Annotated in this window: 22 protein-coding genes and 1 tRNA gene; 14 read left to right on the top strand and 9 right to left on the bottom strand. The window is 60.0% G+C overall.

The genetic code is table 11. The annotated features are described in order from the left end of the window. Positions 1-339: 339 nt before the first annotated feature. The 3 genes from GGD50_RS02645 to GGD50_RS02635 form a co-directional block, all read right to left on the bottom strand. Positions 340-430, bottom strand: a tRNA-Ser gene (locus GGD50_RS02645). 128 nt (positions 431-558) lie between these two features. Further along, entirely contained in the window at positions 559-1776 is a 1218-nt protein-coding gene (locus GGD50_RS02640; protein WP_183937663.1) for an NAD(P)/FAD-dependent oxidoreductase, read from the bottom strand. A gap of 147 nt (positions 1777-1923) precedes the next feature. Further along, positions 1924-3042 (bottom strand): Gfo/Idh/MocA family protein, encoded by a 1119-nt coding sequence (locus GGD50_RS02635; protein ID WP_183937661.1) that lies wholly within the window; start codon positions 3040-3042, stop codon positions 1924-1926. 231 nt (positions 3043-3273) lie between these two features. Here GGD50_RS02635 and GGD50_RS02630 point away from each other — a divergent pair, with 231 nt between their 5' ends. The 5 genes from GGD50_RS02630 (at position 3274) to iolB (ending at position 10080) form a co-directional block, all read left to right on the top strand. Continuing rightward, positions 3274-4149 carry a MurR/RpiR family transcriptional regulator gene (locus GGD50_RS02630; protein ID WP_183937659.1) on the top strand — a complete coding sequence of 292 codons (876 nt, stop codon included), beginning with the start codon at positions 3274-3276 and terminating at the stop codon, positions 4147-4149. A gap of 188 nt (positions 4150-4337) precedes the next feature. Then, positions 4338-6275, top strand: a complete 1938-nt coding sequence (locus GGD50_RS02625; protein WP_183937657.1) for a bifunctional 5-dehydro-2-deoxygluconokinase/5-dehydro-2-deoxyphosphogluconate aldolase — start codon at positions 4338-4340, stop codon at positions 6273-6275. 88 nt (positions 6276-6363) lie between these two features. After that, complete coding sequence (gene iolD / locus GGD50_RS02620) at positions 6364-8214, top strand: 3D-(3,5/4)-trihydroxycyclohexane-1,2-dione acylhydrolase (decyclizing) (protein WP_107107547.1); 1851 nt, start codon at positions 6364-6366, stop codon at positions 8212-8214. A 67-nt stretch (positions 8215-8281) separates the two neighbouring features. Further along, a complete protein-coding gene (gene iolE / locus GGD50_RS02615; protein WP_107107546.1) occupies positions 8282-9199 on the top strand; it encodes a myo-inosose-2 dehydratase in 918 nt (305 codons plus the stop codon). A gap of 83 nt (positions 9200-9282) precedes the next feature. After that, positions 9283-10080, top strand: a complete 798-nt coding sequence (iolB, locus tag GGD50_RS02610; protein WP_107107545.1) for a 5-deoxy-glucuronate isomerase — start codon at positions 9283-9285, stop codon at positions 10078-10080. A 50-nt stretch (positions 10081-10130) separates the two neighbouring features. Here the strand turns inward: iolB and GGD50_RS02605 are convergent, their stop codons facing one another. The 3 genes from GGD50_RS02605 to GGD50_RS02595 form a co-directional block, all read right to left on the bottom strand. After that, positions 10131-11498 (bottom strand): MATE family efflux transporter, encoded by a 1368-nt coding sequence (locus GGD50_RS02605; RefSeq protein WP_107107544.1) that lies wholly within the window; start codon positions 11496-11498, stop codon positions 10131-10133. A 67-nt stretch (positions 11499-11565) separates the two neighbouring features. After that, entirely contained in the window at positions 11566-12003 is a 438-nt protein-coding gene (locus tag GGD50_RS02600) for a glyoxalase superfamily protein (protein WP_107107543.1), read from the bottom strand. 260 nt (positions 12004-12263) lie between these two features. Then, positions 12264-12710, bottom strand: a complete 447-nt coding sequence (locus GGD50_RS02595; protein ID WP_107107542.1) for a baeRF12 domain-containing protein — start codon at positions 12708-12710, stop codon at positions 12264-12266. A 229-nt stretch (positions 12711-12939) separates the two neighbouring features. Between GGD50_RS02595 and GGD50_RS02590 the strand changes: the two genes are divergently transcribed. Together GGD50_RS02590 and GGD50_RS02585 are read left to right on the top strand one after the other, a co-directional pair. Beyond that, entirely contained in the window at positions 12940-13332 is a 393-nt protein-coding gene (locus tag GGD50_RS02590; protein WP_107107541.1) for a pilus assembly protein PilZ, read from the top strand. Positions 13333-13422: 90 nt separating this feature from the next. Continuing rightward, the gene (locus tag GGD50_RS02585; protein ID WP_107107540.1) at positions 13423-14535 is read left to right on the top strand and encodes a pyridoxal phosphate-dependent aminotransferase; all 1113 of its coding nucleotides are present in this window, start codon (positions 13423-13425) and stop codon (positions 14533-14535) included. Between the two features lie 131 nt (positions 14536-14666). On the opposite strand, the gene GGD50_RS02580 is transcribed toward GGD50_RS02585, so the two are convergent. Next, positions 14667-14930, bottom strand: a complete 264-nt coding sequence (locus GGD50_RS02580; protein WP_107107539.1) for an SEL1-like repeat protein — start codon at positions 14928-14930, stop codon at positions 14667-14669. A 459-nt stretch (positions 14931-15389) separates the two neighbouring features. On the opposite strand from GGD50_RS02580, the gene GGD50_RS02575 reads away from it, so the two are divergent. The 3 genes from GGD50_RS02575 (at position 15390) to GGD50_RS02565 (ending at position 17709) form a co-directional block, all read left to right on the top strand. Continuing rightward, positions 15390-15728 carry a DUF2147 domain-containing protein gene (locus GGD50_RS02575; RefSeq protein ID WP_107107538.1) on the top strand — a complete coding sequence of 113 codons (339 nt, stop codon included), beginning with the start codon at positions 15390-15392 and terminating at the stop codon, positions 15726-15728. 182 nt (positions 15729-15910) lie between these two features. Next, positions 15911-16087, top strand: coding sequence for a hypothetical protein (locus GGD50_RS02570; protein WP_181316024.1), 177 nt, complete (start codon positions 15911-15913; stop codon positions 16085-16087). Positions 16088-16206: 119 nt separating this feature from the next. After that, a complete protein-coding gene (locus GGD50_RS02565) occupies positions 16207-17709 on the top strand; it encodes an AMP nucleosidase (RefSeq protein ID WP_107107537.1) in 1503 nt (500 codons plus the stop codon). A gap of 179 nt (positions 17710-17888) precedes the next feature. Here GGD50_RS02565 and GGD50_RS02560 read toward each other — a convergent pair whose 3' ends face one another. Continuing rightward, positions 17889-18635 carry a helix-turn-helix transcriptional regulator gene (locus GGD50_RS02560; protein WP_107107536.1) on the bottom strand — a complete coding sequence of 249 codons (747 nt, stop codon included), beginning with the start codon at positions 18633-18635 and terminating at the stop codon, positions 17889-17891. A gap of 74 nt (positions 18636-18709) precedes the next feature. Between GGD50_RS02560 and GGD50_RS02555 the strand changes: the two genes are divergently transcribed. Next, positions 18710-19108, top strand: coding sequence for a VOC family protein (locus GGD50_RS02555; protein WP_107107535.1), 399 nt, complete (start codon positions 18710-18712; stop codon positions 19106-19108). A gap of 101 nt (positions 19109-19209) precedes the next feature. On the opposite strand, the gene GGD50_RS02550 is transcribed toward GGD50_RS02555, so the two are convergent. After that, on the bottom strand, positions 19210-19419 hold the full coding sequence (locus tag GGD50_RS02550; protein ID WP_107107534.1) for a hypothetical protein: 210 nt from the start codon (positions 19417-19419) through the stop codon (positions 19210-19212). Positions 19420-19575: 156 nt separating this feature from the next. Here GGD50_RS02550 and GGD50_RS02545 point away from each other — a divergent pair, with 156 nt between their 5' ends. Genes GGD50_RS02545 through GGD50_RS02535 form a run of 3 tightly spaced genes read left to right on the top strand, consistent with a single transcriptional unit; the run spans position 19576 to position 20689 of the window. After that, positions 19576-19935: a YciI family protein gene (locus tag GGD50_RS02545; protein ID WP_107107533.1), complete on the top strand. Its 360-nt coding sequence runs from the start codon at positions 19576-19578 to the stop codon at positions 19933-19935. Positions 19936-19945: 10 nt separating this feature from the next. Then, on the top strand, positions 19946-20308 hold the full coding sequence (locus GGD50_RS02540; protein ID WP_107107532.1) for a YciI family protein: 363 nt from the start codon (positions 19946-19948) through the stop codon (positions 20306-20308). An 18-nt stretch (positions 20309-20326) separates the two neighbouring features. Further along, the gene (locus GGD50_RS02535) at positions 20327-20689 is read left to right on the top strand and encodes a YciI family protein (RefSeq protein ID WP_107107531.1); all 363 of its coding nucleotides are present in this window, start codon (positions 20327-20329) and stop codon (positions 20687-20689) included. The last annotated feature ends 14 nt before the right edge of the window (positions 20690-20703 follow it).

The following is a 20703-nucleotide window of genomic DNA, read 5'->3' as shown; positions in this document are numbered from 1 at the left end:
GCGCCGCCGCCGCCCGCGCGCCGCCGCGCGCCCCGCCCGTCCCCCCCCCGGCCGCCCCCCCCCCCCCCCCGCGCCCCCCCCCCCCCCGCCCCCCCCCCCGCCCCCCCCCCCCCCCCCCCCCCAGCATCCTCGCGCAAGGCCGGCGGCAAGATCGTCAATCATTACAAGAACGAGAGGCCGGAGGCGCGGACGAATCGGCCAGTGCGTTCATGCCCATATGAGCTGGGCCATATCGATTTAGAGAAGAGGACCAAACCATCTGTTCGGCGCTCGGCTGTCTTGCCCAAGTCCTGGGGGACGAACCGTTACCTATATCTTCAGTATGGGTATGAAGCAGGATGGCGGAGAAGATGGGATTCGAACCCACGATACGCTTTTGACGTATACTCCCTTAGCAGGGGAGCGCCTTCGACCACTCGGCCACCTCTCCGGTGCGGCCCTGATACGGCCAATCATTTATGGACGCAAGCGCTTTTTCGTCTCCATGCACGTTCTCCCTGCATTCGGCGTTATGCGCATCCTGCAGGGGGAACCCGATAGCCGGCGTAGGGTTCCTTCTTAACCCAGCAACTGCTTAAGGTCCGCGGTCGAGTCGGCCAGAACAACCTTTGCCGGGTTGATGCCGGTTTCCAGCAGCTTCTTGCCAGTTACATAGGCCTTTGCGTCGTTGATGGCGTCGACGGCAATGAAGCGGCCCTCTTTGAAATACCAGACCGAAGCCGATCCTTCGCGGGCGCCGGCGCGCAGCAGTGTTTCGTCGTAGCCGAGATTGAAGCCGGCGATCTGCAATTTCACGTCATATTGATCCGACCAGAACCATGGCTTCGGATCATAAGGCTCGTTGCCGCCTGCGATTATTCCCGCTGCCGCTTCTGCCTGGTCGACGGCGTTCTGTACCGATTCGAGACGGATGCGGCCGCCGTTCCAAGGCAGTTCGGCGCAATCGCCCACGGCGAAGATCGAGGGATCGGAGGTGCGGGCAAACGAATCGACGATGATGCCGTTGCCGACTTCCAGCCCCGCTTCCTTGGCCAACCTGTCATTCGGGGCAACGCCGATGCCGACGATCACGAAATCGACGTCTATGGTGGAGCCATCGGACAGCTCGGCGGCGACGACATGGCCGTTCTTGCCTATCAGTTGCTTGAGGCCGGTCTTTTCACGGATGACGACATCATGTTTGCGGTGAATCGCCCGCATGATGTCGGCCGTTTCCTTCGCGGCGACGCGCTGCAGGATTCTGTCGGCCATTTCGATAAGCGTGACTTCAAGGCCGCGATGACGGGCGACCGCCGCTGCTTCGAGGCCGATATAACCGCCACCGATGATGAGAACACGGCGGCCGGCGCGCATTTCGCTGGCGAGCTGATCGGCATCGCGTTTGTCACGGGCGAGATAGACGCCTTCGAGCGCGCCCCCGACGGAGGGCGGCAATTGGCGCGGCGTGGCGCCGGTCGCCAGCGCCAGCGTTTCATAGCCCAGCACCGAACCGTCCTGCATGATCACCTGTTTTACGGCACGGTCGATCTGCTCGACCCAGGTGGACAGGCGAATCTCGACATTGTTGTCGGCATACCAATGCTCAGGGCGGAACAGCAGCCGGTCGAAGGCCATCTCGCCAAGAAGATATTTCTTGGTCAGCGGCGGCCGTTGATAGGGAAGGCTTTCCTCCGCGCCAATAATGGTGATCGGCCTCGAATCTCCAAGCGTCCGCAATTTGGCGGCAAGCGCGAAACCGGCCTGCCCGGCCCCGACAATGACCAATCTGCCCGTCACGATCCTTACTCCATTATATAGTTATAGCGGCTCGTTATCCTGATATAGGGCGACGCTCTCACGGATTTCAGGGGTAACCCCTCCCCTTGCAAGCGTCAATCATAGCTGACCTTGCGCCCGAGATCGGGAGAAAATTAGGGCAGAGCCTCAGGCCGATATCTCGACCCAGCGGCGCTCATGGAACGATTGCGCCATGGCGTGCACCGATTTTTCGATGCGCAAACCGTCCACGAAGCTAACGACGGATGCCTTATCGCCGGAAATGGCGCGGATCAGCTCCCGGCATTCGATGATCTTCAGATCGTTGAAGCCGAGTCCGTGGCCAGGCGCGGGGATGAACCGGTCATAGGGCTGGTGAGCCGGCGCGGCAAGAATCCTGCGGAAGCCCTGCTCGGTTTGCCTGCCATCCGCCTGATAAAGCTCGAATTCGTTCATCCGCTCCTGATCGTAGACGATCGAGCCCTTCGAGCCGAAGATCTGTAGCGCGATACGGCCCTTGCGTCCCCAAGCCGAGCGATTCGCCATCAGCACCGCGGAAATGCCGCCACCGAGCCGCATCAGCACATTGGCCAGATCGTGATTCTCGACCGCGCGCCGCCTGCCGTCCTTCAACGGCCGTTCGGCATAGGGTTTTGTCATATCGGTGATAACGGCTTCGACATGACCGAACAGAAACCAGAGCAGCGACAGCGGATGCACCGCGAAGTCGTCGAGCGCGCCATAACCGCTGGCAAGCTCGCTCTTCCAATAGAAGAGGCCTTCCGGATCGGCCATGAAATCTTCATCCATTTCGACACGGACGTGATTGACCTCGCCGATCGCCCCCTCGCCGATCAGCGCCTTGATGTGCCGCATCACCGGGTTCTGGATATAATTGTAGCCGAGGATGGCGACTTTGCCCGAAGCCTTGGCGGCGCTCAGCATGCGTTCGGCATCGGCATAAGCCGGCGCCATCGGCTTTTCGCACCAGACATGCTTGCCGGCTTCCAGTGCCGCGATCGCCATTTCCGGATGGAATTGATTCGGCGTGGTGACGGAAACAATGTCGACTTCGGGATCGGCGATCAATTCGCGCCAGTCGGCGGTCGCCTTTTCGAAACCGAATTCGTCGCCGCGTGCTTTTGCGAGGTCCGCATTGGCCTCGGCAAGATGCACGAGGCGCGGCCGTTCGACATCGCCGAAGACGGTCTTGACCGCGTTCCACGCCAGCGCATGGCATTTGCCCATATAGCCGGTTCCGATCAATCCGACGCCAAGCGACTTCATATCTATCTCCTCCATCAGCTTCCTCTGAAGCATGCGCAATTTTTGGAATATTTGGACCGTTTTGACAAGCCGGTGCATCAAGTGATTGCGGCATGCCATCAATGAAATGAAATTTATGGAAGTAAATTCATACGCTTAAAAATAATCGTGTCGAATTATTCAAAATCCGTTATCTTGCAAAATATGGAATATTTGTTTCATTGACGGGTAAGACGTCGAGAAGGGCGGGGCATGGACAACGAAATCGAAACGCGAACCAAAGTGCCGCGGGATTTTGAAAGCCTTCGCAGCATCATCATCGAGCGTAAGAATTCCATGCCGAAACGCCTGGCGCAGGTTGCGGCTTTCGCGCTTGGCAATCCGGATGAAATCGCCTTCGGCACCACGGCAAGCATCGCCACAGCCGCCGATGTCCAGCCTTCGACGCTGGTGCGCCTTGCCCATCATCTCGGCTACGGGGGCTTCTCCGACCTGCAGAGCATTTTCCGTGAGAGGCTGCGCGACCGGACGCTGAGCTACGAGGAGCGGCTGATCACGCTCGAACAATCCGGCATCGAGGATGAAGAGGCCGGCATTCTCTCGGGCTTTCTCTCTGCCGCCAGTCAATCGATCAACAAGCTTGCCGCGACCATCGAGACGGATACTTTTGCCAAGGCAGTGGATGTGCTCGCCGCGGCCGAGACGATCTATCTTATCGCCAAGCGCCGTTCCTATCCGTTGACGGCGCACATGACTTACGCCTTTTCCAAGCTGAACATCCGCCATCAGATCGTCGCTTCGCCGAACGGCATCGATGGCGAGCTTGCCCGCTTTGCCACGGAAAGGGATGCAGCGATTGCCGCGAGCTTCTCTCCCTACGCCGCCGACAGCCTCGCCCAGGCGCAGGACCTTGCCGGACGCAACGTGCCGGTCATCGCCATCACCGATTCGGCCTTTTCCCCGCTTACCGGATGCGCCACCCACTGGTTCGAGGTGGCGGAGGCCGATTTTGCCGGTTTCCGCTCGCTGTCGGCATCCATGGCGCTGATCATGGCCTTCCCCGTCGCCATCGCTGAACGGCGGAGGAAAGAAGCGGTTGCAAAATTCCACAAAACCAAAATGGAATAAACATTCCGAATTGACAAAATTACGGAACCAATGTTTCATTACATGCATGAACGCGGCTGCGGGAGATAGCCGCGAAATCGATCAGAGCCCGGGCGAAAACGAAGACGGACGGACCGGCACTTTCAATAACGCGTGACCCTATCGAAAACCAAAGAGTTATGGGGATCATGCCTGGACGGGAGGACATTATGGCACACGACAATCCTGGCGCCCAGCCGGAGGCGACACTCGACGTGATCACCATCGGCCGCTCCTCCGTCGATCTTTATGGACAGCAGATCGGCTCGCGGCTGGAGGATATCGGATCTTTTGCGAAATCCGTCGGCGGCTGCCCCGCCAATATCGCCATCGGCACGGCGCGCCTCGGCTTGAAATCCGGCTTGATCACCCGCGTCGGCGACGAGCAGATGGGCCGTTTCATCCATGAACAGGCGGCACGCGAGGGCGTCGCGACGGCGGGGATCGCCACCGACAAGGAGAGGCTGACGGCTCTGGTATTGCTTGCGGTCGAGGCCGAAGGCGTCTCGCCGATGATCTTCTATCGTTCCGACTGCGCCGACATGGCGCTCGACGAGGGTGACATCGATGAGAACTTCATCAAGTCCTCCCGCGCCGTGCTGGTTTCGGGCACGCATTTCTCCAAGCCGAACACGGAGGCCGCACAGCGCAAGGCGATCCGCATCGCCAAGGCGAATGGCCGCAAGGTGATCTTCGATATCGATTACCGGCCGAATCTCTGGGGCCTCGCCGGCCACGCCGAGGGATTCGAACGTTATGTGAAGTCGGATCGTGTCTCCTCGAAGATGAAAGAGACACTGCCGGATTGCGATCTGATCATCGGTACCGAAGAGGAGATCATGATTGCCTCGGGCGCCGACGATGTGCTCGGCGCATTGAAGGAAATCCGACGCCTTTCCTCGGCAACCATCGTGCTGAAGCGCGGCGCCATGGGCTGCATCGTTTATGACGGCCCGATCTCCGACGACCTCGAAGCCGGCATCGTCGGCCAGGGCTTTCCAATCGAAGTGTTCAACGTGCTTGGCGCCGGCGATGCCTTCATGTCCGGCTTCCTACGCGGCTTCCTGCGCGACGAACCGCTGAAGACCTGCGCCACCTGGGCCAATGCCTGCGGGGCCTTTGCGGTCTCGCGCTTGCTCTGCTCGCCGGAATATCCGACCTGGGCCGAACTCGACTTCTTCTTGAAGACGGGCAGCAAGCACCGGGCGCTGCGCAAGGACGAGGCGATCAACCATATTCATTGGGCGACGACGCGCCGCAGTGACGAGATCCCGTTGCTGATGGCGCTTGCCATCGATCATCGTTCGCAGCTCGTCAGCGTCGCCGACGAACTGGGTATCGGCCACGACAGAATCGTTGCCTTCAAACGGCTTGCGGTCGAGGCGGCGGCGCGCGTTTCTAGTGGGCGCGCGGGCTATGGCATGCTGATCGACGAGCGCTTCGGTCGCGATGCATTCTTCGATGCCGCCACCAAGAACTTCAGCTGGATCGGCCGCCCCGTCGAATTGCCAGGCTCCAAGCCGCTGAAATTCGAATTCAGCCAGGATATCGGCTCACAACTCGTCGAATGGCCGCTCAACCACTGCATCAAATGCCTCTGCTTCTACCATCCCAACGACCCGGCGGAATTGAAGGCGGAGCAGCAGGAGAAGCTGCGCACACTGTTCGAAGCGGCCCGCAAGGTCGGCCGCGAGTTGTTGGTCGAGATCATCGCCGGCAAGAACGGACCGCTGACCGACGATACAATCCCGACGGCGATGGAAGAGCTTTACGCGCTCGGCATCAAGCCGGACTGGTGGAAGCTGGAACCGCAGGAATCGACTGCGGCCTGGAAAAAAATCGATGCTGTGATCGCCAAAAATGATCCATTGTGTAGGGGTATCGTGCTGCTTGGCCTGGAAGCGCCGGCGGAGGAACTGATCCGCAGCTTCGAGGCGACGCTGGCCGCGCCCTCCGTCAAGGGTTTTGCCGTCGGACGGACGATCTTTTCCGATGCGGCGCGCACCTGGATGTCGGGCGGCATGAACGACGAGGAAGCGATCGCCGACATGGCGGGCCGCTTCCGGCAATTGACCCAGGCGTGGCTGAAAACCCGCGGCCTGGAATAGCTGGCGCATCGCTCCGAAAGGCGGATACCGCTTTTCGGGGTCAAGCGATGCGCAAACAATGGACTAAAATGCATTTGGGAGGCGCCCCATGGGCAAGACGATCCGATTGACGATGGCGCAGGCCGTCGCGCATTTCCTCAAAAAGCAGATGACGGTGATCGATGGCCAGAAGCAGCCGATCTTCGGTGGCGTCTGGGCGATCTTCGGCCATGGCAATGTCGCCGGCGTGGGGGAAGCGCTCTATCAGGTGCGCGACGAATTGCCGACCTACCGCGCCCATAACGAGCAGGGCATGGCGCATGCGGCTATTGCTTATGCGAAGACGAGTTTCCGTCAGCGCTTCATGGCCTGCACGACATCGATCGGTCCCGGCGCGCTGAATATGGTGACCGCTGCCGGCGTCGCCCATGTCAACCGCATCCCCGTGCTGTTCCTGCCCGGCGATGTCTTCGCCAACCGCGCGCCCGACCCCGTGCTGCAGCAGATCGAGGATTTTGGCGACGGTACGGTGTCGGCCAACGATGCCTTCCGTCCGGTTTCGCGCTATTTCGATCGCATCACCCGGCCCGAGCAGATCATCACGGCGCTGAAGCGCGCCATGCAGGTTCTGACCGATCCATTCGATTGTGGTCCGGTGACATTGTCGCTTTGCCAGGATGTACAGGCCGAGGCCTTCGACTATCCGGAGAGCTTCTTTGAGGAACGCATCTGGACGCCGCGCCGCCCGCAGCCGGATGCGGACGAGCTGGCAAACGCGATCGCACTGATCCGCAGATCCGAAAAGCCCGTGATCGTCGCCGGCGGCGGCGTACTTTATTCCCAGGCGACGAAGGAGCTTGCTGCTTTCGCGGAAGCACATGCCATTCCCGTCGTCGTGACACAGGCGGGTAAATCGGCGATCGACGAAACGCATCCGCTGGCGCTCGGCTCGGTCGGCGTCACCGGTACTTCGGCTGCAAACGCGATTGCCGAAGAAACCGATCTGGTGATCGCTGTCGGCACCCGCTGCCAGGATTTCACCACCGGTTCCTGGGCGCTGTTCAAGAACGAAAAACTGACCATGGTCGGCCTCAACATTGCGGCCTACGACGCGCTGAAGCACAATGGTCACCCCTTGGTGACAGATGCGCGCGAAGGGCTGAAGGCCCTATCTGCCGGCCTCTCTGGCTGGAAAGCTCCGGCGGCTCTTGTCGAGAAGGCAACACGGGAAAAGAAGATCTGGCTGGAGGCAGCCGCCAAGGCGATGGCGACGACGAATACCGCCCTGCCCTCCGACGCCCAGGTGATCGGCGCCGTCACCCGCACGCTCGGCGGCGAGAAAAGCATTGTGCTCTGCGCGGCCGGCGGCCTGCCGGGCGAGCTGCACAAACTGTGGCCAGCGACCGCACCCGGCAGCTATCATATGGAATACGGCTTCTCCTGCATGGGCTATGAGATCGCCGGCGGCCTTGGTGCCAAGATGGCACGCCCGGACAAGGAAGTCGTCGTCATGGTCGGCGACGGCTCCTACATGATGCTGAATTCGGAGCTGGCGACTTCGGTCATGCTCGGCCTGAAGCTCACGATCGTCCTTCTCGACAACAGAGGCTACGGCTGCATCAACCGGCTGCAGATGGCGACCGGCGGCGCGAACTTCAACAATCTGCTCAAGGATTCGCGTCACGAGATCATGCCGGAGATCGATTTCCGGGCGCATGCCGAGAGCATGGGCGCCGTTGCTGTCAAGGTCGCCTCCATCGCCGAGCTCGAACAGGCGATCGAAGCCTCGAAAAAGAACGACCGCACCTCGGTCATCGTCATCGACACCGATCCGCTGATCACGACAGACGAAGGCGGGCATTGGTGGGACGTCGCCGTTCCCGAGGTCAGCCCGCGCGCCGAGGTCAACCAGGCCCGTGCGGGTTATGAAAAAGCCCGCGCCTCCCAGCGTATCGGCTGATCAATTTCCGTCATCTTTCTGGAGGAGCTGTCCCGCTCCTCCAACACTGCTTTTAAGGAGACTATTGATGAAGGCCAAACTCGGCATGTCGCCCATCGCCTGGTGGAACGACGATCTTCCGGAGCTCAGCGACGACGTATCTCTCGAAGAATGCCTGCGGCAATCCCGCGGCGCGGGCTTTACCGGCATGGAACAGGGCCGGCGCTTCCCCAGCAATCCCGATGAGATGCTGCCCATCCTGCGCGCCGCTGACGTGACGCTTTGCGGCGGCTGGTTCTCGGGTACGCTGGTCAATGAGGAGCTTGCCGCAAACAAGGATCGCATCGCTCCGATGATCGAGCTGTTCAAGGCGGTCAACGCGCCTTGCATCGTCTATGGCGAAGTCGGCCGCTCCATCCAGGGCGATCGCTCCAAGCCGCTCGCCACCAAGCCACGTCTTTCGGACGACGAGATGAAGGCCTATGCCCGCCGCCTCACCGAGTTCGGCGAATGGTGCGCCGAGCAGGGCATGCCGCTCTCCTATCACCATCACATGGCGGCCGTCGTCGAAACCGAGCCGGAACTCGATGCCTTCATGCGCAATTCCGGCGAAGGCATTCCGCTTCTGCTCGATGCCGGCCACCTGGCCTTTGCCGGCGGCGACGTGCTGCGCGCCATCGACAACCACCACGCCCGCATCAACCACGTTCACGTCAAGGATATCCGCAAGTCTATCGTCGATGGACTGGATCGCAGCCGGCAGTCCTTCCTCGACGCGGTGGCGCTCGGCGCGTTCACAGTGCCGGGCGACGGTTCGCTCGATTTCGGCGCCATCGTCCAGCGTTTTGCGGATCACGGCTATGAAGGCTGGTTCGTCGTCGAAGCCGAGCAGGACCCGCGCAAGGCTCCGCCGCAGAAAATGGCCGAGATCGGCCATGCCGAATTGATGCGCATCATGACGGCAGCCGGTTATACGGTGGAAACCGAAGGTTTTCCCAAGGGGTAACGGAAAACAAGCAGCCCTCGTTAACTTCCCCTGTTGGATGGTTGGCGAGGAGCGTTTTCCCAGACAATAGAGGAAGAACACCCATGCCAAATCTCAAGGTCAAACCTGATGGCTCCCATGGTCGTGTCACCCATGTCACGCCCGAAAATGCCGGCTGGACCTATGTCGGCTTCGACCTTTACCGGCTGAAGCCCGGCGAAACGGCTTCGGCTGAGACGGGCGATCGCGAGGTCTGCCTCGTCTGGGTCAGCGGCAAGGCGAGCGCCAAGGCAGGCGCGAAGGATTTCGGTTCGCTCGGCGGTCGCATGAACCCCTTCGAAGGCGCGCCCCACGCGCTTTATATTCCGGCCGGCTCCAACTGGTCCGTCGTCGCCGAGACCGACCTCGAGCTCGCCGTCTGCTCGGCGCCGGGCGGCGGCTCCTATGAGGCTCGCGCCATTCCGCCGGGCACCCACCCGGCGCTGACGCGCGGCAAGGGCACCAATGTCCGCTATGTCAACAACATCATGCCGGAGGATGACGGCGCGGCGCATTCGCTGCTGGTTGTCGAAGTCATCACGCCGGGCGGCCATACCTCGTCCTATCCACCGCACAAGCACGATCAGGACAATTTGCCGAACGAAAGCTTCCTCGAGGAGACCTATTATCACCGCCTCAACCCGCCGCAGGGCTTCGGCTTCCAGCGGGTCTATACCGATGATCGCTCGCTGGATGAGGTCATGGCGCTGGAGGATGGCGATGTGACGCTGGTGCCGAAGGGCTATCATCCTTGCGCCGCCTGCCATGGCTACGACCTCTATTATCTCAACGTCATGGCCGGTCCGAAGCGCGTCTGGAAATTCCACAACGCGCCGGAACATGAGTGGCTTCTCAAGGCATAAACTCCCAAGAGCATGGCAAGGCCGCGCCTCGATGGCGCGGCCTTTCAATTTTATGCCGGTAGCAGACCGTATCGCCACCCGCGGTCCCTGGCATTGCGCGACAACACCAACCAGGCGAGCAGAAGCATTCCCGTTTCGGCAAAGACCGGCACCATCCAGATTCCTGTTTCGCCGAACACGAAGGGCAGCAGGAATGTCAGCGGCAGGGTGAAGAGATAGGGTCGCGCCAGGCCGAAGATCGCGCCGCGCTTCGCATCGCCAATCGACTGGAAATAGGACGACAGCACGATCATCTGCCCGAAGAGGAAATAGGCGCCGACCGTCCAGGGCAATATACGCCCCACCTCCGCAACAATGACGGAATCCCCGACGAAAATACTGCCAAGCCTGCCCGCCAGCATTTCGACAGCCAGTTCCACCACGCTGCAATAGATCAGCGCCGACACCATGGCGATCTGCAGGCTCCGCCCGACGCGGGTGGAGAGCCCGGCGCCGTGATTGTGACCGGATATCGTCTGTAGTGCGATGCTGAGACCGAGGAGCGGCAGATAGGCGAAGGTCATCACCCGGGTGATGATTCCGTAAGCGCCCACCGTCGCGACATAGTCTCCCTGGTGCCAGATCGCTAGGTTGAAAAGGATTGCCGCAGAACTCAGGGATATGCCGATGAAACCGAGGCTCATCGGCGCACCGAAGGCGGCGATCCCTCGCCACTCGGTAACCGGAAAGGATGTTGACGGCCTAAGCGCACCCGGCTGCCGCCAACGGTAGAGCAGAATGACCGCCAGGCAAATAAATTGCGCCGCGATCGAACCGGCGGCGGAGCCGATGACGCCCCAGTGCATCACCGCCATCAGCAGCCAATTGGCGAGGATATTGAGCAGGGTCGAGGCAAGCGTCACCAACGTCATGAAGCCGATCTTGCCTTCGCAACGCAGAGCGTCGATATGCACCGACAACAGGAAACTCACCGGAGCAAAGCCGACCATGATGCCCATGAAGGCGCCGGCATTGGCGGCAACAGCGGCATTGCCAGCCGCCCCTGTTGTGATGACCTGCCGCCCGACCGTCCAATAGAGCGCGTTGACCAGGATCACCACCGCCAGGGCCAGGCCATGGGCGGCGCTGAAAACCTGCCTTGCCCCCGTTCGATCTCCCGCCCCCAGACGGCGTGCCAGGATGCTCGCCATGCCGTTGGAGACCAGCGATTGCAACGCGATCAGCAGCATGAGCGCTGGGAAAATGAGGCTGACCGCCGAGAGTGCATCGGCGCCCACAAAGACGCCGAGGAAATAGGCATCGACGACGGCAAACAGGCCGTTGATGGTTGTGATCATGATGATCGGTGCGGCCGTGCGGGCAAAGACGCCCGGCAACCAGCCGGTCAGGAACATGTTGCTTTCGGAATGATTCGTCATAGCGAAATCCACGCAGCATCGCGCGCCGCCAAAGGACGGCCGCGATCGATTGATGAAAGGATGGTTGTTAGATGTCCAGCACCAGATGCGGCACGCCGTCCGAGGTCTTCCGCGGCGAGACGCCGTTGACGTCGATCTGGGCGTTGATGCGCTGCCGGAAGGCCGAGAAGCTCTCGAAGGTCACGACATCCACCGGAGCGTCGAAATGGATGGTGATTCTGTAAAGCCCGCCGGACTGCTCGGAGAGTGCCAGTACCTTACCGGTGAAGGGCTGGTTCAGATAGCGGCCACGCACCGCTGCCCCGACAGCGACCGGCGCAGTCGGCGCCGCGTTCGGTTTCGCGGCGAGTGCCGATAGCGTGTTCCAGTCGCGCAGCCCATATTGCTTGGCGACCAATTCAAGGGCTGCGCTGTGGGCCATTTCGCCACCGCGCTCGGCCATGGCTTGGCGCAGACGTTTGGCCTGCGCTTTCAATTCATCGATGGACGGATAGATCGTCGTCACGGAGTCAGCCTCTCGGAAGGCATGCGTTTACGACTGCAGATCGGAGCTCGCATTACCGCCAGTCAGCATGCGCCAGATGGCTGTGACCATATTCGCGAGGGCTTCACCATGGATTTTCATCCGCGAGCGGCCGGCGCCTCGAACCGGATTTTCGTATGATCGAAGCGGATGCTGCTGTCAAGATGAGGCATTGCTAGAGAGACGGCGCCGTTCAGGCGCGGTTACCGAGGGACGGCTGTATTTCGTCCCTCGCCATCGTTTCAAGCGGCCAGATGGCGCTCGATCTGATCGATTGGAAAATTCGTCAGGTCCTTGGCGACTTCGGCCACGATAACCGCCTGCGAATGAGCCCCGAGATGAGGCCGCAGGACGCCGAGTGCGCGCGGCGGCGCCACGAGGATGAGGCGGCTGATGCCTTTCTGCTGCACTAGCACATCGAGCTTTGCCGCGACGCTTTTTAGGAATTCGGCCGCCGCCTGCTCATGCCATTCCGTTTCTTCCACCGCACTCCCTGCGAACCCATCGGCCTGATGCGTGCGTCCCGGTTTATCTGCGCCGAGCTCCCGATCGGGTGCATGCGGCTGCTCCATGGTTTCGCACGTTCGCAAATCCGGATGCGGGCCACTATCCGAGCTCTTCAGGATCAGCGCCTTGGCGCCGTCGCAAACGACAACCCATGTTCCTCGGGAAATTCTGATATCGACCATCATCCCTATCCTCACGCTTGATGAGACGGCCTGAAAACCGCCGACAAAAAGGGAACGTCTCATGGCGCGAAGGGTTCAAAAAACGACCCATGGGGCATGCGAGTCCGCCCAACCGGCTGAAAAACTGCCGAATCGTTAAAATTCGATTGGCTCAGTTGACGCTTAGGCAAAATCTCCGTGCAAGGTTGATGCTGTAACCGAGATGAATTCGGTAGCCTCCAACCGGGGAATGACAATGCTTCGCGCTACGCATCTGGCGAAAGTCAAATCCGAAGTCTATGAACGGAAGTGGGAACGGTTCTTCGTTCAGCGCCCAGCCCGTATCATTGCCGTACGCCCATGTCTGACAGGCATCTCAAGCCGTAGTGCGGAGATCATCGACATTTCACAGGGCGGCGCCAGCTTCATCGTCGGTACGACCGTTGGCCTGCCGACGCACTATTATCTGAACATCCTCGGCCTCGCCTATCGCATCGGCTGCGCGGAGATCAACCGCGTAGGCAACCGCGTCAATGTTCGCTTCATCAACCTGATCGAGCCGGAAACATTGAGACGCGTCGTGCGCGCCGATTTCATGATCGGCAATGTCGAAGCGATGGCGGCGCGAGGCAAGCGGCAATAGGCGTCGGCATCAGGCTTTTCCGCCCTTGCAACGGCTCGCCAAGCGCCTATTGTGCTGCGCCTTGCAACAGAGTTCGGAAAACAAGCCAGAATGTCCGCCTTTTCGCGCTTCACCCCGCTGATCAGCGCCCTTCCCTCCACCGTGCCCTTCGTTGGCCCGGAGGCCCTCGAACGCCAGCGCGGCCTGATCGTCCAGGCACGCATCGGCGCCAATGAAAACGGCTTCGGCCCCGCCCCCTCGGTTCTCGAGACCATGCGCGAACAGGCCGGCGAGATCTGGAAGTACAACGATCCGGAAAATTTCGCGCTGAAGGGAGCGCTCGCCGCGCATCTCGGCGTCAAGCCTGCGAATATCGCCATCGGCGAAGGCATCGACAGCCTGCTCGGTCTCATCGTGCGTATGGTCGTCGAGCCGGGAGCGCCCGTCGTCACATCGCTCGGCGGCTATCCGACCTTCAATTTCCATGTGGCCGGCTTCGGCGGCCGGCTGGTCACGGTGCCCTATGTCGACGATCGCGAGGATCTCGATGGGCTGCTCGCGGCGGTGAAGCGCGAAAACGCGCCGCTCGTCTATTTCGCCAACCCCGACAATCCGATGGGAAGCTGGTGTGATGCCGACAGGATCGTCGCTTTCGCCCGCGCCCTGCCGGAAAGCTGCCTGCTCATCCTCGACGAGGCCTATAGCGAAACCGGCCCTGCCGGCTCCCTGCCCGATATTTCCGCACTGATCGATCTGCCGAATGTGCTGCGCACCCGCACCTTCTCCAAGGCTTACGGCCTTGCTGGCGCGCGCGTCGGCTATGCCATCGGCTTGCCGGAGACGGTGCTGGCTTTCGACAAGATCCGCAATCATTTCGGCATGAACCGGCTGGCAACGGCGGCCGCGCTCGCGGCGCTGAAGGACCAAGCCTACCTCGCCGAAGTCGTCGGCAAAATCCATGCCGCACGAGAGCAAATCGGCACGATCGCCCGCAATAACGGGCTTTTGCCGCTTGCCTCCGCCACCAATTTCGTCGCCGTCGATTGCGGCCGCGACGGCGCCTATGCGCGTGCCATCGTCGATGGGTTGATCCAGCACCGCGTCTTCATCCGCATGCCGGGCGTTGCGCCGCTCAATCGCTGCATTCGCATCAGCGTCGGCCCCGAGCGCGATCTCAACCTTCTAGCCGAAGCACTGCCGAAGGTGTTGAAGGCAATCGGCTGACCTAAAAAACGAAAAACCGCGCCGGCCTTGTTTCCGGCCGGTCGCGGTTTTTCTGATAGTGGCAGCGCGCCTCTCCGCCCGCTGCCGGGTCCCCTCTTTCGAGGCAATATTCGTATTCTTGGTGACGCGCTTCAGTGCGTGGTCATCCACTCGCGGGCGGCGCGAAGTGCCGAGGCGAGTTCCATCTTGGTCAGCGTGGCTGCGACGTCGGCGCGGAGCTCGGCGGCGCGGTCGCTGCCCTTGATGGCGGCGATGTTCAACCATTTATGGGCAGCAACGAGGTCTGCTTTGCACCCTCTGCCGGTCGCATAGATTATGCCCAGCTCGCAAAGGGCTTCAGCGCTGTTGCCACCCATCATGGCCATTTCGGATGTCGGTATTTCGAAGCGTGCCATCGGTTCAATCCCTGTTTCAGTCTATTCGTTATCGACCCTGTTTTTCCTTCCGGACCTTGCCGTCTATCGCGGCTTGATGATCCTTCCGGTCGGCGGGTTTGCCCCGCTCGTTTGATGGCTTCACTATCGCAGACGGCTTTCAAAAAACGGCTAAAATGCATGCTTAATTCGATGCAAACAAAGTACAAATGCTTGGTAAACTTGGGATTTTGTTAAACATCGCTTCCCTTGCAAATTAAGGACTTTTGAGCCAGTTTTACGCCTCGTTAAGGTTTGGATCTAAACCCTTCGTTCACCACGAAAACAGCCGCTGAAACAAGGCTCGTTATTTTTCGATGCGATCGGAAGGGCCAACCGGCAGGAAAATCGTGCCGGAAAGTCTATTTGCCTTTACGTCCGTATTGGATAACTTCGCCACGTCCGGGCTGTGGGGCCGAAGGACATTCGGGAGGAAAGACCATGATCCGCGCCACCATTCTCGCCGCAGCACTGCTTTTCAGCGCAGGCGTGGCCCTGGCCGACGAGCCGATCGTCGGCAATTGGAAGACCACGGAGGGTGACACCGCCGCCATCACGCCTTGCGCCGACAGCTACTGCGTAACGCTGAAGACCGGCAAATACGCCGGCCGCCAGATCGGCAAGATGCAGGGCAAGGACGGAGCTTACACGGGCGAACTTACGGATCCCGAGGACAACAAGACCTATAGCGGCTCCGGCACCGTCAGCGGTAAAACCGTGAAGATGCAGGGTTGCGTGCTCAAGATCTTCTGCAAGTCGCAAACCTGGACGAAGCTTTAAAAGATACTTCGCCGAGCGAATGCGGGGCCGATCAATACGTGCTTCGCTTGGGAAAGACCTTCGGCTCAAGGTTCATAAGCCGCTAATATTTCTGAACACTGGATGAACCAGTGTCTCAGCACCTGTTCAGCATGACCATGGCAAAACAGTGTCCAGGATAGGGCACGGGTAGGGCCAGGACAATGAACACGATCATCATGGCGCGGCGTTTCGGCATCATCATGCTGTTTGCCGCCATCTTTGCGATCACCTTTTCGGTAGCGGTTGAGCATACCGGCCGCAGCGGTGCGCAATCGCATTTCGGCGCAAGCTTCACTTGCCTGCAGACGGGCAGCCCCTATTGCACGACGGTGCAATAGGGCCGACTTCGCCGCTTTCGAGAAATGAACCGCGAAACGCTATAAAAATAGCTGCGAAAATCGGATAGCGCGCCTTGTAACGTCGTTTGCTTGTTAAAGACGGCACTCTATAATGGCGCATGAGCAACCGAATCTCTCCTTTTTCACCCCTCGACATTTCTTCACCCAGTCCGTTTCAGCCGCGGAGTTTCGACGATCCTGCCAAGGCAGTCGAAGCTTTGACCGAGCTTTACGAGCGTAACACGACGTTCCTGATCGACAGCTTCACGAAGCTCGCCAAGGGTGCGCCGATCGCGGCGCGTTACCGCGCCTTCTACCCACAGGTCAGCATCGAAACGACAAGCTTCGGCCATGTCGATTCGCGTCTTTCCTACGGCCACGTCACGGCGCCGGGCGTCTACACGACCACCATCACCCGCCCGCAACTCTTCCGGCATTATCTGAAAGAACAACTGTCGCTGTTGATGCGCAGCCATAATGTACCGGTCGTCGTATCGGAATCGACGACGCCGATCCCGCTGCATTTCGCCTTCGGCGAAGGCGCACATGTGGAGGCTTCGGCCGCCGCTTTTGACGATATTCCGCTGCGCGATCTCTTCGATACGCCGGACCTGAACACGACCGACGACGAGATCGCCAATGGCGAATATATCCCGCCGCCAGGCGAGCCCTCACCACTGGCGCCGTTTACCGCACAGCGTATCGACTATTCGCTCGCCCGCCTCGCCCACTACACTGCGACCAGCGCGACGCATTTCCAGAACTTCGTGCTCTTTACGAACTATCAGTTCTATATCGACGAATTCTGCCACTGGGCGCGTGACCTGATGGCCAAGGGCGGCGATGGCTATACCGCCTTCGTCGAGCCGGGCAATATTATCACGCCGGCCGGTTCCAGTCAGCCGGAGGGGAACACGGCCCCGCCACGGCTGCCGCAAATGCCGGCCTACCATCTGAAAAAGAAGGGCCACGCCGGCATCACCATGATCAATATCGGCGTCGGCCCGTCCAACGCCAAGACGATCACCGACCACGTCGCCGTGCTCCGCCCGCATGCCTGGCTGATGCTCGGCCACTGCGCCGGTCTGCGCAACAGCCAGCGGCTCGGCGACTACGTGCTGGCCCATGCCTACATGCGTGAGGATCACGTTCTCGATGACGACTTGCCGGTATGGGTGCCGATCCCGGCGCTCGCCGAAGTGCAGGTGGCGCTGGAAGCAGCCGTTGCCGAAATCACCGGCTATGAGGGCTTCGAGCTGAAACGCATCATGCGCACAGGTACGGTCGGCACGATCGACAATCGCAACTGGGAACTGCGCGATCAAGCAGGGCCGGTCAAGCGCCTGTCGCAGGCCCGCGCCGTGGCGCTGGACATGGAGTCAGCGACGATTGCCGCCAACGGCTTCCGTTTCCGCGTTCCCTACGGCACGCTGCTCTGCGTCTCCGATAAGCCGCTGCACGGCGAACTGAAGCTGCCGGGCATGGCGACCGCCTTCTACCGGACGCAAGTGAACCAGCATCTGCAGATCGGTATCCGCGCCATCCAGAAGCTGGCCGCGATGCCGCCGGAAACGCTGCATTCACGCAAGCTGCGCAGTTTCTTCGAAACCGCATTCCAGTAGGAGTAAGTGGCGTTTCGCCCCAGCTCCGAACTGAAATGTGGGATTCAAGCAGGCATTGATGCTGGATCAATTTATAAGAGTGTTGTTTCCGGCGGCTTATCTCGCCGGAAACACTTTCGTGAAGCATTCCGCACATCCAGTGTCGCAGAATGTCTGTTTGCAGCATCGCTAAGCCGTCGTTAGCGACTCAAGCCATTTGCTTTTGCATTCATGATTGCTTGATCGCGGGTCTGGAGCAGCTCGAATTGTTCCGCTCTCCATTGCTGCCATTTGCGGCGGAGCTCGCCGGGGCGCAGGCCGATGGTTTCATCGCACAGAATTGCCCTGGTCATCCTGTCGCAGCGGAAGTGCCTGAAATCCTGCCGTAATTCGCACCAAGCCACCAGCATGCGATGGCTCTCCGCGTAGCCGAGGATGACTGGCCACACGATGCGCTCTGTTATCTCGCCGTTCTCCGCCTGATAGCTCAGCGCCAATTTACGTCTCTGACGGATCGCTTCCCGGATGTCGGCAACGTCAATGATTTCCGTTGGCGGGCGCACGCCTGGTTTCACGCCAATGCTCGGCTCGTCAATAAACGGCCGCAAGTTTTCAGGAACGGCGGCCGCAATTTTGACGATGACATCACGGGCGGCGTTGGCAATGAGAGTATCGGAATGGCCGGCGACCCATTGCGCGCCCAGTATCACAGCCTCGATTTCATCAGGCGTCAACATAAGCGGCGGCATATCGTAGGCGGAATCCAGCAAATAGCCGAAGCCTGCTTCACCCGAAATCGGCACCCTCTGGCCTATGAGATCGCCAATGTCGCGGTAAACGGTGCGTTTCGAGACCTCAAGTTCTTGCGCAATGTCAGCAGCAGTCACCGGCCGGGTACTCCGACGCAGGATTTGAATGATCTGAAACAGGCGATCGGCTCGACGCATATACTGACTCCTGCTGCCATAATGGTGGCAACAGGGCTGTGCGACAAGCTCCATCGTGTGAAAAGGAGCCCACAATGAAATTTGCATCGACACGCATCATCACCGCGGACATCAAGCAACTGGCCGCCTTCTACGAGATGGTCGCAAACGTGAAAGCGCAGTGGCTAGCGCCGGTCTTTGCCGAAATAGTCTTGCCCGGCGCCGTATTAGCGATTGGTTCAGCGGAAACGGTTGCGCTCTGGAAGGAAGGCAGCGCCGAACCTTGCACCAATCGCAGTCTCGTTCTGGAGTTTCAGGTCGACGATATCGACGCCGAATATGCTCGTCTCAAAGACAAGGTGCCCCTCGTGCATGAACTCAAGACAATGCCTTGGGGCAACACAACGTTTCAGTTTCGGGACCCCGATGGAAATGCCGTTTCGCTCTATATGCCGAGTACTGATGAAGCAAAGAAGCGATTTGCCGCCAGATAGAGTGACCACCGCGATTGCGAAAAGTCGGAGTTTCGTAACAGGACGTATTCCGCACTTCAGCTAGCGCGGCCGTTTCGCCCATTATTTTTTGGCCTCCGGCATCAAACGCCCTGATCGGCGGCAGCGACCTGCGGCCGATCGATCGTCGAAGCGGCGACCCAATTGAGGCAGAGGATCAGAACCGCAAAAGCAGCAAAGCCGATTGCGGTCCGAAGAACGACCTTGCCGAGATCCGGCGTCTCCATCAGATCCTTCTCCGATAACGTCTTCCTAGCCCAGTAATTCACCAATGCTGTTTCCAAGGTGTGCATGTCCGTCTCTCCTTTGGTGATGACGGAACCTTGTCGAGCGGCCCCACCCTTTTTCGACAGCGAGGAAATTTTTTGTCATGGTGCCGGTCGGGATGTCGATTTCCGTGCGGACCGCTCGTCTATTGCTGTCAGCAAACGGAAAGAGGAGGCGCTGCGATGAAATATCTTTGCCAGGTCTGGTTCGACGGCACGAAGCTCGATGTCATGACCGAGGAGGACAAGCACAGGCTCGATTCGGATTCGCTCGGCTATGACCGCGATCTGATGGCGAGCGGCCACATGATCCATGCCGAAGCGCTGCAATCGCCAAGCTCGGCGGTGACGGTGCGGGTCCGCAACGGCGAGACGTCGGTGACTGACGGTCCCTTCATCGAGACCAAGGAATATCTTGGCGGCTTCATCCTGATCGAAGCGAAAGACCTGAATGATGCGATCCGTGTCGCCGCGGGCATCCCGCTCGCCAAGCTTGGCAGTATCGAGGTGCGGCCGATCTATTCCTTCGGCCCCGACATTTGAGGAGGCGACTATGAAGTTCCTTTGCCAGGTCTGGTTTGATACCGCCGAGATCAGCACGCTTTCCGAAGAGGAAGGACGAAAGCTGACACAGGACTCGGTCGACAATGACAACCGGCTGCGCGAGAGCGGCCACCTTATTGTTGCCAATGCCTTGCGTGAGCCGGAGACTGCCAGGACGGTGCGAATGCGCAAGGGTGAGACCGGTGTCACAGACGGCCCCTTTGCCGAAATGAAAGAGCATCTTGGCGGCTTCGTACTGATCGAGGCGAAGGATATGGACGAGGCGATAAGCATCGCCGCAACCTTCCCTGTCGCCCGGTATGGCATGATCGAGGTCCGCCCGGCCTATGACATCCGGTTTCCAGACGAATAGGCATAGGAGGATGGCGAGATGCGTTTCTTATGCTTGATCTACACCTCCGCGGACGTCGACGGCACGCTGACCTCTACCGAGGTCGATGGCTTGATCACCGAGCACTTCGCCTATGACGAGAGCCTGCGGCAGAACGGCGAGCTGATCCTTGCAGATGCTCTGGCGACACCCGACAACGCAATCGTCATCCGCCCGCGCGGATCGGCACTTTCCACAACGGATGGCCCCTTCGTCGAAACGAAGGAGCATCTGGCTGGCTTCTATCTCATCGAGGCTGCCGATATGGCCGATGCAACGGAGATTGCCCGGCGCATCCCCTCCGGCCGCCATGGCGCCATCGAAATCCGTCCGATCCGGATACTGACCCTTCCCGGCACCTGACAGGAGAGCAAGAG

The organism is Martinezella paranaensis (genome assembly GCF_014200235.1).
In the GTDB taxonomy this organism is placed as follows: Bacteria; Pseudomonadota; Alphaproteobacteria; order Rhizobiales; family Rhizobiaceae; genus Rhizobium; species Rhizobium paranaense.
Note: the sequence above shows the minus strand (reverse complement) of the source record. Positions and strands in the feature narration are given on the sequence as shown.